This window comes from Caballeronia glebae, assembly GCF_001545035.1.
Taxonomy (GTDB): Bacteria; Pseudomonadota; Gammaproteobacteria; order Burkholderiales; family Burkholderiaceae; genus Caballeronia; species Caballeronia glebae.
In genome coordinates this window covers 47266-63326 of sequence record NZ_FCOJ02000034.1, presented here as the reverse complement: position 1 = coordinate 63326, position 16061 = coordinate 47266, and the positions used below count along the sequence as shown (strand labels likewise).

Annotated in this window: 14 protein-coding genes; all 14 read right to left on the bottom strand. The window is 57.9% G+C overall.

From position 1 onward, the window contains the following. Positions 1 to 25: 25 nt before the first annotated feature. The 14 genes from AWB82_RS22180 to AWB82_RS22110 all read right to left on the bottom strand — a co-directional run bounded on the left by AWB82_RS22180 (position 26) and on the right by AWB82_RS22110 (position 16017). A complete protein-coding gene (locus AWB82_RS22180) occupies positions 26 to 1720 on the bottom strand; it encodes an IlvD/Edd family dehydratase (RefSeq protein WP_086971045.1) in 1695 nt (564 codons plus the stop codon). A 1-nt stretch (position 1721) separates the two neighbouring features. Next, positions 1722 to 2648 (bottom strand): NAD(P)-dependent oxidoreductase, encoded by a 927-nt coding sequence (locus AWB82_RS22175; RefSeq protein ID WP_086971044.1) that lies wholly within the window; start codon positions 2646 to 2648, stop codon positions 1722 to 1724. A gap of 70 nt (positions 2649 to 2718) precedes the next feature. Continuing rightward, positions 2719 to 3741: a D-2-hydroxyacid dehydrogenase gene (locus AWB82_RS22170; RefSeq protein WP_086971042.1), complete on the bottom strand. Its 1023-nt coding sequence runs from the start codon at positions 3739 to 3741 to the stop codon at positions 2719 to 2721. Between the two features lie 178 nt (positions 3742 to 3919). Continuing rightward, a complete protein-coding gene (locus tag AWB82_RS22165; protein WP_086971041.1) occupies positions 3920 to 5233 on the bottom strand; it encodes a dicarboxylate/amino acid:cation symporter in 1314 nt (437 codons plus the stop codon). Between the two features lie 263 nt (positions 5234 to 5496). Then, positions 5497 to 6819 (bottom strand): MFS transporter, encoded by a 1323-nt coding sequence (locus AWB82_RS22160; RefSeq protein ID WP_086971039.1) that lies wholly within the window; start codon positions 6817 to 6819, stop codon positions 5497 to 5499. Between the two features lie 71 nt (positions 6820 to 6890). After that, positions 6891 to 7904 carry an SMP-30/gluconolactonase/LRE family protein gene (locus AWB82_RS22155; protein WP_086971037.1) on the bottom strand — a complete coding sequence of 338 codons (1014 nt, stop codon included), beginning with the start codon at positions 7902 to 7904 and terminating at the stop codon, positions 6891 to 6893. Positions 7905 to 7908: 4 nt separating this feature from the next. Next, positions 7909 to 8295 carry a VOC family protein gene (locus AWB82_RS22150; RefSeq protein ID WP_086971035.1) on the bottom strand — a complete coding sequence of 129 codons (387 nt, stop codon included), beginning with the start codon at positions 8293 to 8295 and terminating at the stop codon, positions 7909 to 7911. A 1-nt stretch (position 8296) separates the two neighbouring features. After that, positions 8297 to 9265, bottom strand: a complete 969-nt coding sequence (locus AWB82_RS22145) for a hydroxymethylglutaryl-CoA lyase (protein ID WP_086971033.1) — start codon at positions 9263 to 9265, stop codon at positions 8297 to 8299. An 11-nt stretch (positions 9266 to 9276) separates the two neighbouring features. After that, entirely contained in the window at positions 9277 to 10467 is a 1191-nt protein-coding gene (locus AWB82_RS22140) for a CaiB/BaiF CoA transferase family protein (protein WP_086971031.1), read from the bottom strand. Between the two features lie 118 nt (positions 10468 to 10585). After that, positions 10586 to 11491, bottom strand: coding sequence for a LysR family transcriptional regulator (locus tag AWB82_RS22135; protein WP_086971029.1), 906 nt, complete (start codon positions 11489 to 11491; stop codon positions 10586 to 10588). 983 nt (positions 11492 to 12474) lie between these two features. Next, on the bottom strand, positions 12475 to 12879 hold the full coding sequence (locus tag AWB82_RS22125; protein WP_086971028.1) for a hypothetical protein: 405 nt from the start codon (positions 12877 to 12879) through the stop codon (positions 12475 to 12477). 78 nt (positions 12880 to 12957) lie between these two features. Next, the gene (locus AWB82_RS22120; RefSeq protein WP_086971026.1) at positions 12958 to 13626 is read right to left on the bottom strand and encodes an RraA family protein; all 669 of its coding nucleotides are present in this window, start codon (positions 13624 to 13626) and stop codon (positions 12958 to 12960) included. After that, positions 13623 to 14663 (bottom strand): amidohydrolase family protein, encoded by a 1041-nt coding sequence (locus AWB82_RS22115; protein WP_086971024.1) that lies wholly within the window; start codon positions 14661 to 14663, stop codon positions 13623 to 13625. The genes AWB82_RS22120 and AWB82_RS22115 overlap by 4 nt, the downstream gene beginning before the upstream one ends. A 31-nt stretch (positions 14664 to 14694) precedes the next feature. Continuing rightward, positions 14695 to 16017 (bottom strand): MFS transporter, encoded by a 1323-nt coding sequence (locus AWB82_RS22110; RefSeq protein WP_086971022.1) that lies wholly within the window; start codon positions 16015 to 16017, stop codon positions 14695 to 14697. Positions 16018 to 16061 lie beyond the last annotated feature (44 nt).

The window sequence follows — 16061 nt, the reverse complement described above, 5'->3', positions numbered from 1 at the left end:
ATTTATCTCCTTTAAGGAAAAGGCGTTAGCTACGAGGCTGGGCGAGGAAGTCGAGGTCGCACCCCTCAGGCGCTTGCGTCACCGTGCGTTGATACAGTTCCTGATATCCGCCGCGCTTCTGTGGGTGAGGCTTACGCTCTACTAACCGACGCGCGATTTCGGCCGGCTCAACGAGCAAATCGATTGTCTTTTTCGACACTGAGAGCCGAATTCGGTCTCCGTTACGAACCGCTTCGAGTGGACCCCCGGCGGCGGCTTCCGGAGAGACATGCAAAACGATGGTTCCATAGGCGGTCCCGCTCATGCGCGCATCTGAGATGCGCACCATGTCCTTGACGCCAGCCTTGGCAAGCTTCGACGGGATGGGCAAGTAGCCGGCTTCCGGCATGCCGGAAGCCAGCGGCCCAGCATTCTTCAACACTAAGATGTCATCCGCGGTGACGTCGAGGTCTGGCGAATCCACGCGCTCTGACAGATCTTCGAGACTTTCAAATACCACAGCGCGGCCTTCCTTCTCGAAGAGAGCGGGCGTGGCAGCGGCGCGTTTGAAGATGGCGCCGTCAGGTGCAAGGCTGCCGTGCAGGGAAATAAGCCCGCCGACATCGCTCACAGGATCTGTGAAGGCGCGGATGACCTTCCGGTCAACCCAGCCAGCTCGCTCATCCAGCCGTTCTTTAAGCGTGCGGCCGTCAATTGTCAAGCAGTCGAGATTCAACAATGGACGCAGTTCTCGGAGCACGGCCCCCATACCTCCGGCCGCATGAAAATCTTCCATGTAGCCTTCGCCAACCGGTTTAAGGTCGACCAAAACCGGAGTTTCGTCGGAAATTTCGTTCAGACGTTGCGGACTAATGCGAATGCCGAGTCGGCCAGCAACCGCTGTAAGGTGAATAATGGCGTTAGTCGAGCCACCCAACGCCATCAGCACGCGGAACGCATTTTCGACGGACTGCTCCGTAATGATCTGCGACGGCAGAATGGGCGAACGTGCGAGGCGCACCGCGGCTTTGCCGCTCTCTTCGGCAGCGACCAAACGTTGCGAATCGACCGCAGGTATTGCCGCCGTTCCCGGTAACGACATACCCAAAGCCTCCGCGATGCACGCCATCGTACTTGCCGTGCCCATGACGGCGCAGGTTCCGGCGGTAGTGGCCAGACGCGTTTCTACAAGCTGAATTTCGGCCGCATCGATCTCACCGGCGCGAAACTTACCCCAGAAGCGGCGACAGTCCGTACACGCGCCCAGGCGCTCTCCCTTGTGCCGGCCCGTGGACATTGGGCCAGTCACCAGTTGGATTGCCGGACGGTTCGCCGAGGCGGCCCCCATGAGTTGAGCGGGGACGGTCTTGTCGCAGCCGCCAATCAGCACGACTGCATCCATAGGCTGCGCCCGCACCATCTCTTCGACGTCCATCGACATCAGGTTGCGGTACACCATACTGGTCGGATTGAGGAACACTTCGCCTAGCGATACGGTCGGGAACATGCGAGGCAGACCACCCGCAGCAAGGACGCCACGTGAAACGGCCTCTACGAGTTGAGGCATGTAGCGATGGCAGTTGTTGAAGTCGCTAGGGGACGCAGCGATGCCGATCACGGGACGCGCGAGAAGTTCTGAAGAGATGCCCATCGAGTGCGCCATCGAGCGGCGCAGGTAACGAGCAAAATCGCGGTCGCCGTAGTTGGTCAGCCCATTGTCAAGGCCAAGTGTTTCAGCCATCTTATTTCTCCGTGTGAGAAGCTGCGGCGCTAAATTGCACGCCCAGCATGTCTTCAAAAAATCGTGTCATCGAACCCTTATCGGTGGCTTGGTTGCCGGTTAAAAGGCTCATCTGGTAAGTTGCTGTTGCTGCGGCAAGCACGGGCATCGGGATGCAATGGCGCGCGCCTAATTCAGCCGCGCTGACAAGGTCCTTGTAGGCCGCTTGGAGCGGGTAGCCATCGCTGAAATGGCGGCTCAAGATTCGGGGAAGGAAGAACTCCGATGCGTAACTTCGTCCGGTACCGCTGTTGATAACAGACGCGATCTTTTCCGGGTCAAGGCCCATGCGTCGCGACATGGGAAGGATTTCAGCAAGCGCCGCGCAGTTGATATCGAAGAGCAACTGATTGACTAGTTTTGTTAGCTGGCCACTGCCAGCCTCGCCCATGTAGAGGACGTTGTTACCCATGCGCGCGAGCCACGGATGCACTGTTTCAAAAACTTCCAGCGAACCACCACACATAACGGTCAATGAACCGTCTTCGGCGCGCGATTGCATCCCGGAAACGGGAGCATCGAGAAAGCGTATGTTTGCCGACGCCAGGCGGGAGTGGATATCTAGAGTTGCGCCGTGCTCCATCGTGCTGGTATCTACGACAATAGAGCCGGGCCGCAGCTTGCTCGCTAGGCCTCCATCGCCAAATAGGACTTCGAGGACGGCCGCGGTGCCAGGCAAACTCAGCAACACGATTTCGGCGTCTGAGAGGCCGGCGAGCGAATCGACAGTCGTGGCGCCGGCAGCCTGTAACTCAGCATAGGCATCTTGTATTTTCGACGTCACGCGCAATTCGGTATCCGCGTTAAGAAGACGCAAGGCCATCGGCTTACCCATCTGGCCGAGCCCGATGAAGCCCACAATCGTGCGCTTAGATTCCTGGGATGTCATAATTCAGTCCATTCCGATATGTCATTTATGGGGGTACAAGTTGTGAGGCGGAAGTGGCCCAAATGGGTGTTCATCGGTCGCCACCCACTTGCACGCTCTCTACAGCTTGTAGGCGTGGCCTATTGACGATATTGGAAGGCGCGCCGCGTACGAAGGCCGCAATCTTATCCATGAGTTGGTCGGCCAAGGTTTGAATAGCCTGCTCACTCGCCCACGCAACGTGAGGAGTTAGGATGAAGCTGGGGTGGTCAAGCACCTCGTGCAGTGGATTGCCAGCCGGAAGTGGTTCTTCGGTAACCACGTCGAACCCTGCACCAGAGACGGTGTTGGATTTGAGGGCTTTGACTAGTGCCGCTTCATTGACGAGCCCGCCACGCGCCGTATTGATCAGCAGGGGTTGCCGCTTCATCTTTGCGAATTCGGCGTCGCTAATAAGGTCGCGTGTCTCGCTATTGAGCGGGCAATGAAGCGTGATGATGTCTGATTCCTCGAGGACCCTCTCGAAGGGGGTATAGAGCATGCCCATGTCATCGCGACCTTTGAACGCGGCGAATAAGACATTCAGTCCAAGCGACCTTCCAATTGCTGCGGTCGCCTTTCCTAGGACCCCATCCCCAATGATGCCCAGTGTGGACCCAGCCAGATCTTTGATAGGAAAATCAAAAAAGCAAAACTGCCCCGACTCTTGCCAACGACCCGCTTGCACGGCTGTTCGGTATGCAACCAAGCTTCGACGAAGTGCAAAAATTAAAGCAAAGGTGTGTTCCGGAACAGTGTGACCCGCGTATTCCCGCACGTTGCATGCCGCTATTCCCATCTCATTGCAGGTCCCAAGATCAACATTGTCGGTCCCGGTTGCGGCTATCGCAATCAATCTCAAGTTTTTCGCTTGCTTCAGTGCTTCTCCGTTCAATTTCACTTTGTTAGTGATAACTATGTCCGCGTCGCTAATCCGGTCCAGCAACTGATCGGGAGCGGTCGATTCGAACACCTCTAAGGCGTGGGGAAATGGTAGTTCCTTAAGTTTTGTCGAGGCAGGGATAGTTGAACGGTCAAGAAAGACTACTTTAAGTGAAGCAGATTGAGGACGCATGTTTATTCCAAGACTCTGTTTTGTTCAGATATGTGCATCGACTATTGAGACGACGAAGCGGTTTTATTGGCGATCTTGCTACGCTATGAGAAGGAGAGGTTGCGTGGGCGCTAGGCCTTCGAGGTTCAGGGCACCGGTCCGGTAATGGCGTGCCGGATCAAGTCCGGCACATGGCGGTTCAATCGTCACCAGGTCCTTGCGCTAGCTGTGTACGAAACACATCTTTATCGAGAGCTTTTTCCCACTTCGCAACGACGATCGTCGCGATTCCGTTGCCAATGACATTGATGATCGCACCGCCCTCAGAAATGAAGCGATACACGCCAAGAACGAGGACGAGACCTGCGACCGGTATGCCGGGCACGGAGCTGAGCGTAGCTGCGAGCACAATAAAGGCTCCCCCGCTGACGCTTGCCGCACCCTTCGAAGTAAGCAGCAGCACCACTAAGAGGGTTATTTGATGTCCAAGGCTCAAGGCGCTGTCCGTCGCCTGCGCAATGAACATCGCAAGTACCGTCATATTGATGCAGCTCCCGTCCAGATTGAACGAGTACCCTGCCGGAACAACGAGCCCGACGACGGACTTTTCGCATCCAAGCCTTTCTAGCTTCAACATCAAGCGGGGTAGCGCAGACTCAGACGACGAGGTCCCCAGAACGATCAGCAATTCTTCCCGGATGTACCGAAGAAAGGCGAACAGGCTGAAGCCAGCAAGCCGACAGACCAAGCCGAGTACGACGACCACAAAAATCACGCCCGTCGTGTAGTATGTAAACAGAAGCTGTCCGTAGGAAGCAAGCGATGTCACACCGTACTTTCCGATCGTGAACGCGATCGCCCCAAATGCACCGATGGGCGAGACGTACATTACGATGCGCACCATGTTGAAGAAAGTATTCGCGCCTGCATCGATCACCGAAAGAAGCGGTTTTCCGCGCTCGCCGAGCATCTGCAGACCGAACGCAAAGATTATCGAAATGAATAGGACCTGGAGAATGTCGCCCTCTGCGAACGCTCCGAAGACTGTCGATGGAATGATGTGCGAAAGGAATCCCGTGACGGTCTGATCGTGGGCGGCTTTTGTGTAGGCTGCAATGGAAGAGACATCAAGAGTGCTCGGATCGATGTGCATCCCCGTACCAGGCTTCATCAAGTTGACCGCGATTAGCCCAATTGCGAGCGCCAACGTCGTCATCACCTCAAAATAAATCAGCGACTTCACGCCCACGCGGCCGACAGCCTTGATATCACTCATGCTGGCGATGCCATGAACCACTGTGCAGAAGATCAGCGGCGCAACCATCAGCTTGATCAGCTTAAGAAAGTTGTCGCCGAGCGGCTTCATCGCTGTGCCGACCGACGGATAGAAATGCCCCAGCAGAATGCCGATGATTACAGCAATCAGAACCTGCACGTAGAGGTGGCGATACCAGCGCTTGCGTGGCTGTACCACAGGCTCGGGCGCGGCCGACACAGAGGTGGAAATAGTCATTACTGTCTCCTTCGATAATGCTTGATTAAGTGTGGGTCGGCTTATGCTCCGCTTGCCACGTCGGGGTGATTACTTAGGCAACTTACGTCAAAACCTAAATGGTCATTCGCGCCTTTAGAATGCGTTCATCCCCGCGCTGCGCAGCGCTGGCAGCGACAAGATCTACCGGCATTCGCTTAATCCCAGAATGCCGCGCGAGAGGCTCTGCTGAATAGCCGTTGTGCTTACAATGCGCGGGGGCTTGCTCTAAGGATGCGTTTGCTCTAGCTTTCGGTCTTATATGGGACAGACGATGAGGCGGAATGCTCACCTCTGTCTCTTTTTGCGATGCGCGTTGTAACGAAGAACAGAATAATCAACGCAAGCGTTCCAAAAGCGGCGATGAGTTGAAGGCCGCCGTTAAAACTTCCGGTTGCATCTTTAATCAATCCCACTGCATAGGGATTAACAAATCCTGACAGGTTGCCAAGCGAGTTGATCAACGCAATACCCGCTGCCGCTGCTGCCGGTCCAAGAAGACGCGGTGCGACAACCCAAAAAACAGGCAGAGCAGAGAAAACGCCAAAAGCAGCAAGGCACAGTAACGCAAGCTTTCCCACAGGGGCTGTCACAAGCGTCGATCCCGCAAGACCGATCACTGCCAAGGCAAGAGGAAGCAGTAGATGGTAGCGGCGCTCGTTAGTGCGATCTGAATGACGGCCCACGACGATCATCCCGATAGCACCAGCGATAAAGGGAAGCGCGCTAACGAATCCGACTTGCTGGATGCTGAGGTCAAAAGCTCGAACGATCTGAGGCAGGAAAAAACTCAGCCCATAGTTGAAACCTGTTACGCCGAAGTAAGCAGCGGCGGTGAACAGGATCACCGGGCTCTTTAACAAATTCAACACGCCATGTTCCACAGCAGTCACGCGATTCTGGCGTTCATCAGCAAGCGTTGACTCAAGCCAGGCTCGCTCGCTATCGTCAAGCCATTCGGCATCCTTCGGTGAATCGCGCAACACGCGCAGTACCACAAGAGCGAGCACGAGTGAGGGCACCGCCTCGAGGAGAAACATGATCTGCCAGCCCGCAAGGCCGAGCCATCCGTGAAGGCTCATTAAATAGCCTGACAGGGGCGAGCCAATCACGCTAGCGAGCGGCATCGCGGCCATGAAGCGGCCGATCACGCGGGCGCGATAGGTCGCTGGGACCCACAGCGTAAGGAAGAACACAACGCCTGGAAAGAAACCGGCTTCTGCCGCGCCAAGCAGCACCCGCACAACGTAGAAAGACCACTCGCCTTGCACAAAGGCAGTTGCTGCCGAGCACAAACCCCATGTGAACATGATGCGAGCAATCCAGCGCCGCGCTCCGACCCGCTCGAGCAAGATGTTCGAAGGAACTTCGAAAACAAAATAGCTGACGAAGAATAGCCCCGCTGCAAGACCGAAAGCAGAAGCGGAAAGTCCGAGGTCACGGTTCATCGTAAGAGCGGCGAAACCGACATTCACGCGATCCAAAAAGGCAACTACGAAGCAGATGGTTAGAAGGGGGGCAAAGCGGCGCAAAATTTTGCGCATGGTCCGCGATTCAATGTCTGTCATGCCTGTCTCCTGCGAAGTCAGTGTGGGATCGGCTACGCTCTCGGGCTTTTGCGATCAATGGTTATGTACTTTCAGGCAACGCGGCGCGTTCGGTGAGGCAATGGAAGGCCGGCGACCGGGCTCTCGAATGAGCGGATGCAGTCGTCGAGGAGACAGCCGAGGTAGGCGGTGCACATCGAGCGACCTCCGAACGCGATGCTGGATACGTTACCGAGACGGGACTTTCCAGCCGTCTGCATGTCTGCATGCTGTAGCGTCGCCTCGCGCGCGCGTCGAGCGACTAGCCGGGCGTGGTCGTAGTCGGTGTCGGCGAGGATGATTTGGACATCGCCATCTGGGCGCACAAGCAACACGCGGTTACTTGCGATACATGTCAGCCACAGTCCACCGTGCACATCGAATGCAAGCCCGTCGGGAAGATCTGCCCCGTTCAGCGTCGCTACTGTCTCGCGAGTCCCAAGTACCGGAGCAGTCGGAGTGCCGAGAAGCGGAAAACGGCTCACGCGTTGAGCGTACGTCTCGTTGACATAGAGCCATCGTCGATCTGGAGAAATCGCGACTTCATTTGTGTAGCCGAGGCCGTCTGCCACGATGCGGGCCCCCGCAGCATCGATCACGCCAATGAAGCCGTCGGTAACTTCGTGATTCCAAGCTTGGCTTCGGGGGATTTTGCGGGTGCTGACGGTGAACCAGAGCACACGATATTCATCTTCGGTCAAGAAGTTGCTTGGCGGAAGTGGCACTCCGTCGACCGCGTCCAGCACGGTGTCCATCTGGCCGCGACGGTCAACGGAAAAAAGTCCGCCGTGGGTTTTCCCAAGATCGGCGAAAAGCACTCGGCCGTCCTGTGCAAGCGCGATCCCGTTGGGCACATAGGTGCGAGCGAAGTTGGTCTCGGAATCGATCAGGCGATGGGAGACGGCGCCGTCTGAGGTCACGACTGAATAGCCGCCCGCGCCGTGCGCTGCAATTAAGGTGTCGTTGTCGAGCGCAAGAACGCATTCCGGCCGCGTCAGGCCTCGTGCCACGACTCGCAAATCGTCGAACGTCACTTGGAAGTCACGGGAAAGAGGGTAGTGTTCCATCGCTTCACTCGATCGGTACGGAAATTTCAACAAGGTTTAAATCCGGGTCGCGAACGTAGATCGACCGGATCTTTTTTGTGGCTCCCGTGCGAATGACGGGGCCCTCAACAATTGGCCAATTACAGCGCTTTAGATGAGTAACAACATCCACGAGCGGTACCGCGGCCATGAAGCAAAGATCAAGCGCTCCGGGGACGGGAAGATGCGCCCTTGGTGCGAACTCAGCGCCTCGCTGGTGCAAGTTAATCTTCTGGTCGCCAAAGCGCAGGGCCGTGCGTCCTTCGCCGAATGTTTCCACCTGCATTTGGAGGACTTCGACGTAAAAGCGAGTCGTAGTACGTACGTCGATGCAGGTCATCACAAGATGGTCAAGGTGATCGATAAGCGGCATTTCACGCTTTCTCAGCAAAGGCACGTTGCTCTGGAAGGCCGTCACTTGAGACGCAGGGGATGGCGTGCAGGTCAAGTCGCTGTCCAGATTTCAGCAATTGGCTTGGCACGTCGTGGCCAATGAGGCTCGGAAGCAAAGCCGACGCAGAGAGCAAAGCCTTTAAATCGACGCGCGTATCGTAACCATCCAGTTCCAGCATATGCACCAGCTCTTCGGTGCAAACATTTCCCGTCGCACCGGGTGCGTACGGGCAGCCGCCAAGGCCGCCGAGTGAAGCATCAAACCTATCGATCCCCGCATCCAGGGCGGCCAGCGTATTCGCGAGTGCCATACCGCGGGTGTTGTGGAAATGTAAAGTGAGATCCAACGTGGAGAAGCGCTTTGTGGCGGCCGCGCACAGCGCGCCAACTTGTGAAGGAAAGGCCATGCCCGTGGTATCGCAAAGCGTAACGCCATGGACGCCCAGATCAGCAAAGCGCTGCATCCAGTCGAGAACCTCTGCCTGTGCGATGTCGCCTTCCATCGGACAGCCCATCGCTGTAGAAAGGGAGACATTGATGGCCACGTTAGTCTGCTTTACAACGCTGATTACATCGCGCAGTTGCGCGAACGACTGCTCGCGGTTCATGCGCAAATTCGTGCGGTTGTGACTCTCGCTTACCGACATCACGAGGTTGACTTCATCCACGCCGCACGACAATGCACGTTCGGCGCCCTTGATGTTGGGCACGAGAACTGTATAAACAACACGATCGTGTCTGGCGATGCCGTGCATCACTGCTTCGGCATCACGCAACGCGGGAATGGCTTTCGGGGAGGTGAACGAGGTGATTTCGATCTTGGCGTACCCGCATGCGCTCAGACGATCGATCAAGGCGATCTTCGCATCGGTGTCGACAAATTGTGCTTCATTTTGAAAGCCGTCTCGAGTCGCGACTTCGTGAATATAGATACGCTTGCTGCCGCTCATGGCACGCTCCTTCAAATGATGCCGCGCGCGCGCCAGGCGTCGCGGGTTTGGGTGTCAATCCCGATCCGCCCGAGAACTGTGTCCGTATGCTCGCCAAGCGTCGGTGCCAACGTATCGACCGTACCGGGCGTTGCGCTCAGCTTCGGTACCACGCCCGGCACCTTCACGGGCGTGCCATCCGGCAGCTGTGTCTCAAGGATCATGTCGCGCGCACGGTAGTGAGGGTCGTCTGCAATGTCCGCGACGTCGTAAATCTTCCCCGCGGGGATGCGTGCTTCATTGAGCGCGGCGAGGACGTTTTCGAGCGTCTGAGTGCTTGTCCATTCAGCGATCGCCGCATCGATGCGCTCGACGCTCTTCACGCGACCGTCGTTCTGCGCGAGCGCGGGATCTTCGCCGAGATCGCGGCGTCCGATCAGGTCCATGAGGCGTCGGAAAATGCTGTCACCGTTGCCGGCGATCAGCGCATATTTGCCGTCGGAGCAGCGGTAAGCGTTCGAGGGCGCGATGCCCGGCAGACTGCTGCCGGCCGGCTGACGTACTGTGCCGAATGTCGAGTATTCCGGGAGAAGGCTTTCCATCATGTTGAAAACCGACTCATAGAGAGCGACGTCGATCATTTGGCCTTCTCCGCCGTTCTGATCACGGTGCCGCAGCGCGAGCAAAATGCCGATCACGCCGTGCAGGGCGGAAAGCGAGTCGCCAATTGAAATACCCACCCGCACAGGCGTGCGGCCTGGCTCGCCACTCAGATGACGCAAGCCGCCCATTGCTTCCGCGACGACGCCAAAGCCTGGACGATCACGGTAAGGTCCCGTCTGACCGTAGCCCGATACGCGCAGCATGATGAGACCAGGGTTCCGCGCATGCAATTCATCCCAGCCAAGGCCCCAGCCTTCGAGCGTGCCCGGCCGGAAATTCTCAATGAGTACGTCGCTGTCTGCGACGAGCTTGCGAATAACGTCCTGTCCTTCCGGGGAGCGAAGATCAAGCGTCAGCGATTCTTTGTTGCGCGACTGTGCTGCCCACCATACCGACGTTCCTTCGTGAAGGAGACGCCATTTGCGCAAGGGATCGCCCGTAACCGGGGGTTCGACTTTGGTGACCTGCGCGCCGAATTCAGCGAGCATCTTTCCTGCAAATGGCCCAGCGATGAGCTGACCCATTTCGAGCACGCGGATGCCCTGAAGTGGCTTCGTCATGGTTGTCTCCTGTGAAGCATCGTTTCTTGATGCCTCACTTTGCGACAAACCACACTTCTTGATAATCATTGAATTTTCAATGACCCTTTCCCCGCAAGAAAGCGTGGGGAAAACCCTATCAGGCGTGCTTCGTACCGGACATGAAATCGAATAACCGTGCGGCTTCGGGCGATAGGGCGCTTCGCGAACGGGTGCCCACCCACAAGGTGCGGTCAGCCCAGCGGTCAGTAAGACGCACCGGGCGTAGGCCTGCCGCCAGGATCTCATTGCGGACCGCAACTTCTGGCAGTACGCCAATCCCAAGGCCCTGCTCGATCATCCGGCAAATGCCATCGAAACTGCTTACCTGAATGCGAACTTTGAGTGTGCGCTCAGCGCTGTAGGCGGCTTCGAGCAGCCTCGCAAGCAGAGAACTGCCCTCATTAAGACCGACAAACTCAAAATCCAGCGTATCGCCGAAGGAAACTTCTTCGAGCGCAGCGAGCGGATGATCGTTCGGTACCAATAGAACAAGTCTGTCCCGGTGATACGCGGCTTTTTCGATACCCGGTGCAGCAACATTGTCTGCAAAGACGCCAAGATCGGCGTCGCCGTTGGCAATTGCCGCAACGATCTCTCCACTGAGGCGTTCTTCTAGCGAAATCTTGACGCTGGGATTTTGTGAAAGGAACTCGCGTACATCACGCGGGAGGAACTGCACGATTGCCGAGGTATTTGCCCACATGCGGACATGGCCGCGTACACCGACCGCGTAGTCGCTCATTTCGGTCGCCATGCGGTTGACGCGCTCGATAACTTGCCGCGCGTGTGCCAGAAGACCCTTGCCGGCAGCCGTTAGCTCGACGCCACGTGGCTGCCGCACAAGAAGCATGCACCCGGTGCTGCTTTCAAGCTCGGCAATCCGCTTGCTGACCGCCGAAAGGGTCATGTTCGTGCGATCGGCTGCTTTTGTCAGGCTGCCGACTTCAGCAACGACGATGAAAAGGCGCAGTGACTGAAGATCGTATTGAAAGTAGTTTGGCATGATGTGACTACACGAGCGGACGGAGGGCGCGCGCCGCACGCCACGTATCGACACTGTAAGGCAGAACCGCTCAGGCGTGACGCGTTGAGATCGGACGTCTGTTCGATGGCGACAAGCAAACAGCTAGCGACCACTCGAAGCGTGAGCGCAATGGCGAAGCTGCCGATAGTTTCGTGAATCACGCCGATGCGACAGGGCGCTCGGGGGGTGGGCCAAGCCAGAACGGGCCCATGAACGCCTACGTGCCAACGAGTGTCAAGATGAGACAGATTACCTCGAGCACAAGTTGTGTACTCATCGTGCAGGCGGCAAGCGCAAGGGCCGACAACGCGAGCGGCAACGCAGAATCCAAACGCGTTCTCGCTTTCCGTCCAGAGCACTCCATAGATCATCGCGACGGACGCGATCACAAGCGCTACTGCGTTCACCCAGCCCGCCTGGGTATTGATAAGCCCGAAGCCCCCGATGGTCTGCGGCTACCAAAGGGACAGGCCGTTGATCGCCGCTACCTTCCCACATAAGCGAGCACAAGGACAACACTTGCGGGTGGAACATGATCCCGATCAGGTTGGATTGATCCTGTTCGCCGCGGCTATCCGCGCTATTGACACCGCTGGCTTCGAACACGCTTGTATCAGTTCCCACTTGGCCGCTTCTTCATACTTTCGCCGACCATCCCGCTTGCGACCAACCACCAGGCGGGCGGTTGCGCAAATCGTCCTGTTCGTTCAGTACACGCGTCCCCACGTCGTCGAACATGGGCACGTGTCCTCTGAGAAACTCCTCGCGCGACGGAAGGCCCCCGTCTTTAGACTGCTTACGAATTCGCGCGCGTGGATGCAGCCGAGCACTTCCCACGTGAATCCCATGAATGCTGTCCCGCTGGGGAAGTGCTTCTGTTTTCTGCAAAGTCGAAAACTCTCTCATTAGTTGACGAATCGTACGACTTACGCGTCGAACTCCTGTCCCGCTTCCGACTTTGTTCAGGATTCAGGGCGAGGAATGTCCTCAATCAGGGCCCCATGCACCGCCCGGATTCTGCGATCGACGAAATAGCCGCCGCCTTCCGTGTAGCGAAGGTAGAGACGCCCGCAAACGGAACATTCCCACACGGCGCAGCGGTTGTACGGAAAGTAGCGCGGGGCGATAGGTGCATCGGCCGACCAGTAATTGGTCTTGCCGGGCAGATATTCGGCAAACGTGGGCTCCAGTTCGTCCTTCAGCATCAGCGTGCCGATCTCACGGAGCTGCGTTTCGTCGAGAGACAGCGGCTGGGATTGCCAGCCGTCAAGCGGCGTCTTTGTACAGGCGCAAGGGACGGGCGCTTTCGATTCCGCGCGTCGCGCGAGGTCGATGAGAGCCGTTGCGTCCAGGCAGTCAAATGACATGACGATCAGTCGATTTCAAAGTAGAAGCCGAGAAGCGAATGCGCCATGATGCGCGAGCCCACTGCCTTCTGCAAGCCGTCAGCCGTTCATCATTCGGTCGCGCTGCGCGGCCACCCACGAACGGTCGAAGCGCCCCTCCGCAATCGATTGCAGCGCCGCGGCTTCTTTTCTCGCCTGCCGGCGAGCGCCTTCAATTACCGCTTGTACATCCGTGGGCGCGATAGCGAGAACGCCGTCCTCATCGCCGACGATGATGTCTCCCGGAAACACTACCATTCCACCGACCGTCACGGGCACGTTGATTTCTCCTGGCCCGTTCTTGTACGGTCCGCGATGCGTGACGCCGCGTGCGTACACCGGAAAATCCCGCTGGCTAAGGGCGCCGACATCGCGGATGGCGCCGTCGATTACGAGGCCTTGCACGCCGAGGTGTTCGGCGAAGCTGGCCATGATGTCGCCCATCAGTGCCTGAGTGAGTTCGCCCGCACCATCAATCACTAGCACGTCGCCCGGGCGGCAATAGTCGAACGCGCGATGGATCGCAAGGTTGTCGCCGCCACGCGTGCGGACCGTGACGGCTGTTCCAGCCATCGGCTTCGGTCGGTGAAAAGGGCGCAAGCCTGTCGTGCCGCTCACACGGGCCATGTTGTCGCTCAAAAGCGATACCGCGAGTTCGCGCAAGGCGTCGAGCGTCGCGGTGCTCGCCTGCGCAGCCGATTCGTGTTCCCGCCATCCTGCCGGATTCATAAGGTCGCTCCTTCTATTGATCGTTGACGTTCGATTTGTCCGGACAGTCGTCCATACACCGCACGGGCGTTGTCTTCGTAGATTTTCTGGCGCTCCGCGCCGTTAAGCCATGGAATGGCGTCGATGTAGCGACGCGTGTCATCGTAAAAATGACCGGTCTCCGGGTCAATGCCCTGCACGGCGCCGATCGTCTCGGAAGCGAACAGGATGTTCTCGGCCGGAATCACCTTGGCGAGCAGCTCGGCACCTGGCTGGTGGTAGACGCAGGTGTCGAAGAACACGTTTTTCAGCAGATACTCGCTGAGTAGCGGCCGGTTCATGTCCTGCGCAAGTCCCCGATAGCGTCCCCAGTGGTAGGGCACCGCACCTCCGCCATGCGGGATGATCAACTTGAGCGTCGGGAAATCCGCGAATAGATCGGCCGTCAGCAACTGCATGAACGCTGAAGTGTCGCCGTTGATGTAATGGGCGCCGGTCGCGTGGAAATTCGGATTGCATGACGACGAAACGTGGACCATTGCCGGCACGTCAAGCTCGACCATCGCTTCATAGAGCGGATACCACGAGCGGTCGGTCAGCGGCAGTCCCGACCAGTGGCCGCCAGAAGGGTCCGGATTCAGGTTGCAGCCAATAAAACCAAGTTCTTGCACGCAGCGCCGCAACTCTGCAATGCAGTTTTCGGGCGGGACGCCCGGTGCCTGTGGCAATTGGCACACGCCTACGAAGTTGCGCGGAAAGAGCGCGCACACGCGATGCACAAGGTCGTTGCATTCACTCGACCAGGCCGCGTTTGCTTCAGCGGTCGCGAGGTGATGCCCCATACTCGCAGCGCGTGGCGAAAAGATCGTGAGATCAGTGCCGCGCTCGCGTTGGATGCGAAGTTGGCCGCCCTCGATGCTTTCGCGGATTTCTTCGTCGGTGATGGGCGGGCGCGGCGGCGGCGAGGTGCCGTCCTTGAGCGCAGCGATCTGTTTCGCGCGCCACGCTTCGTGCTGCGGCGGAGACGTGGTGTAGTGACCGTGGCAATCAATAATCATGTCGTAAATTCCAGTGTCGTTGCGTGCTTGTTTAGGTGTGCGCTGCCGGATCTGTCGCGGAAAGCATTGCGGCTTCATCGTTGGCGGGCTTCACGCGCATCACGAGCGCGATCACCGTCGCCACAACGAGAAACGCGGCGATGGTCAACAACGCGAGCTTGAAATTTCCCGTTGCGCCGCGCACGAGGCCGATACTCCACGGCCCGACGAGCCCGCCAAACTGAGCGATCGTATTGATTAGCGCGATCGTCGCCGCACCCGCCGCGCCGGTTCTGAACGACGAGGCGAGGCTCCAGAAGAGCGGGTTGCCCGCGTAGATGAAGAGGCCGGTCACGCACAGCAGCGCGTACGCGACGATAGGATTCGGCGCATACGCACTACCTGCGATCGCGATGGCGCTCATTCCATAGACAAACGCGAGGTGTTTCTTGCGGTCGCCAGTGCGGTCCGAACTCCGACTGATGATGAATGTGCCCAGCACTCCGAGCAGCGGCGGCGCCGCTGAGAGAAAGCCAACCTCAATGTTGCTCAGCTGACCGAGGCTCTTGACGATCTGCGGCAGCCAAAGAAATAGGCCATATATGCCGACCAGTGCGCAGCCAAAAAGACAAGCGAGGCTCCAAACGCGGATGTCGCTGGCTATACGAAGAAGCGGGAAATGCGCGTTGCCGCCGACCGCTTCACGCTCTGCCGCGAGCGTCGACTCGAGCCATTGCTTTTCGTCGTCAGCGAGCCAGTCGGCATCGGCCGGGCGCTCCGTCATGATGCGCAGCGTGAGCAGGCCGAGCAGCATCGCTGGGACGCCTTCGAGGATGAACATCCATTGCCATCCCTGCAGGCCGAAGACGCCATTCGCGTAAGTCATCAGCGCGGTCGAAATCGGACCGCCGAGCACCGCCGAAAACGAGCCCGCGATAATGTAACCACCCACCGCGCGCGCTCGGTAGCGCTCGGGAAACCATTTTGTCAGGTAGACCGCGACGCCCGGCAAGAAGCCAGCTTCCATCACACCCAGCAGAAAGCGCAGGACATAGAAGCTCTTGTCGTTGAAGACGAACGCGGTGACGGCGGCCACCGCACCCCAGGTCAGCAAAATGCGGGCGATCCAACGGCGCGCCCCCACACGATGAAGCAGAAGGTTACTCGGCACTTCGAGCAGCATGTAGCCGACAAAAAAGATGCTGCCTGCAAAGCCGAACACGGCGGGGCTGAAACCCAGTGCCTTGTTCATGTCAAGCGCTGCGAAGCCGATGTTGATCCGGTCGAGGTAGTTGAAAAACATCATCGCGAAGAGCAGGGGCATCAGCCGCCCGTACACTTTTCGCATTGTTGCTGCTTCGTTGAAAGGGGTCATGCCGTCTCCACGTTCTTTTCGTCGGGTCGCGAGAGCTTTGGGGC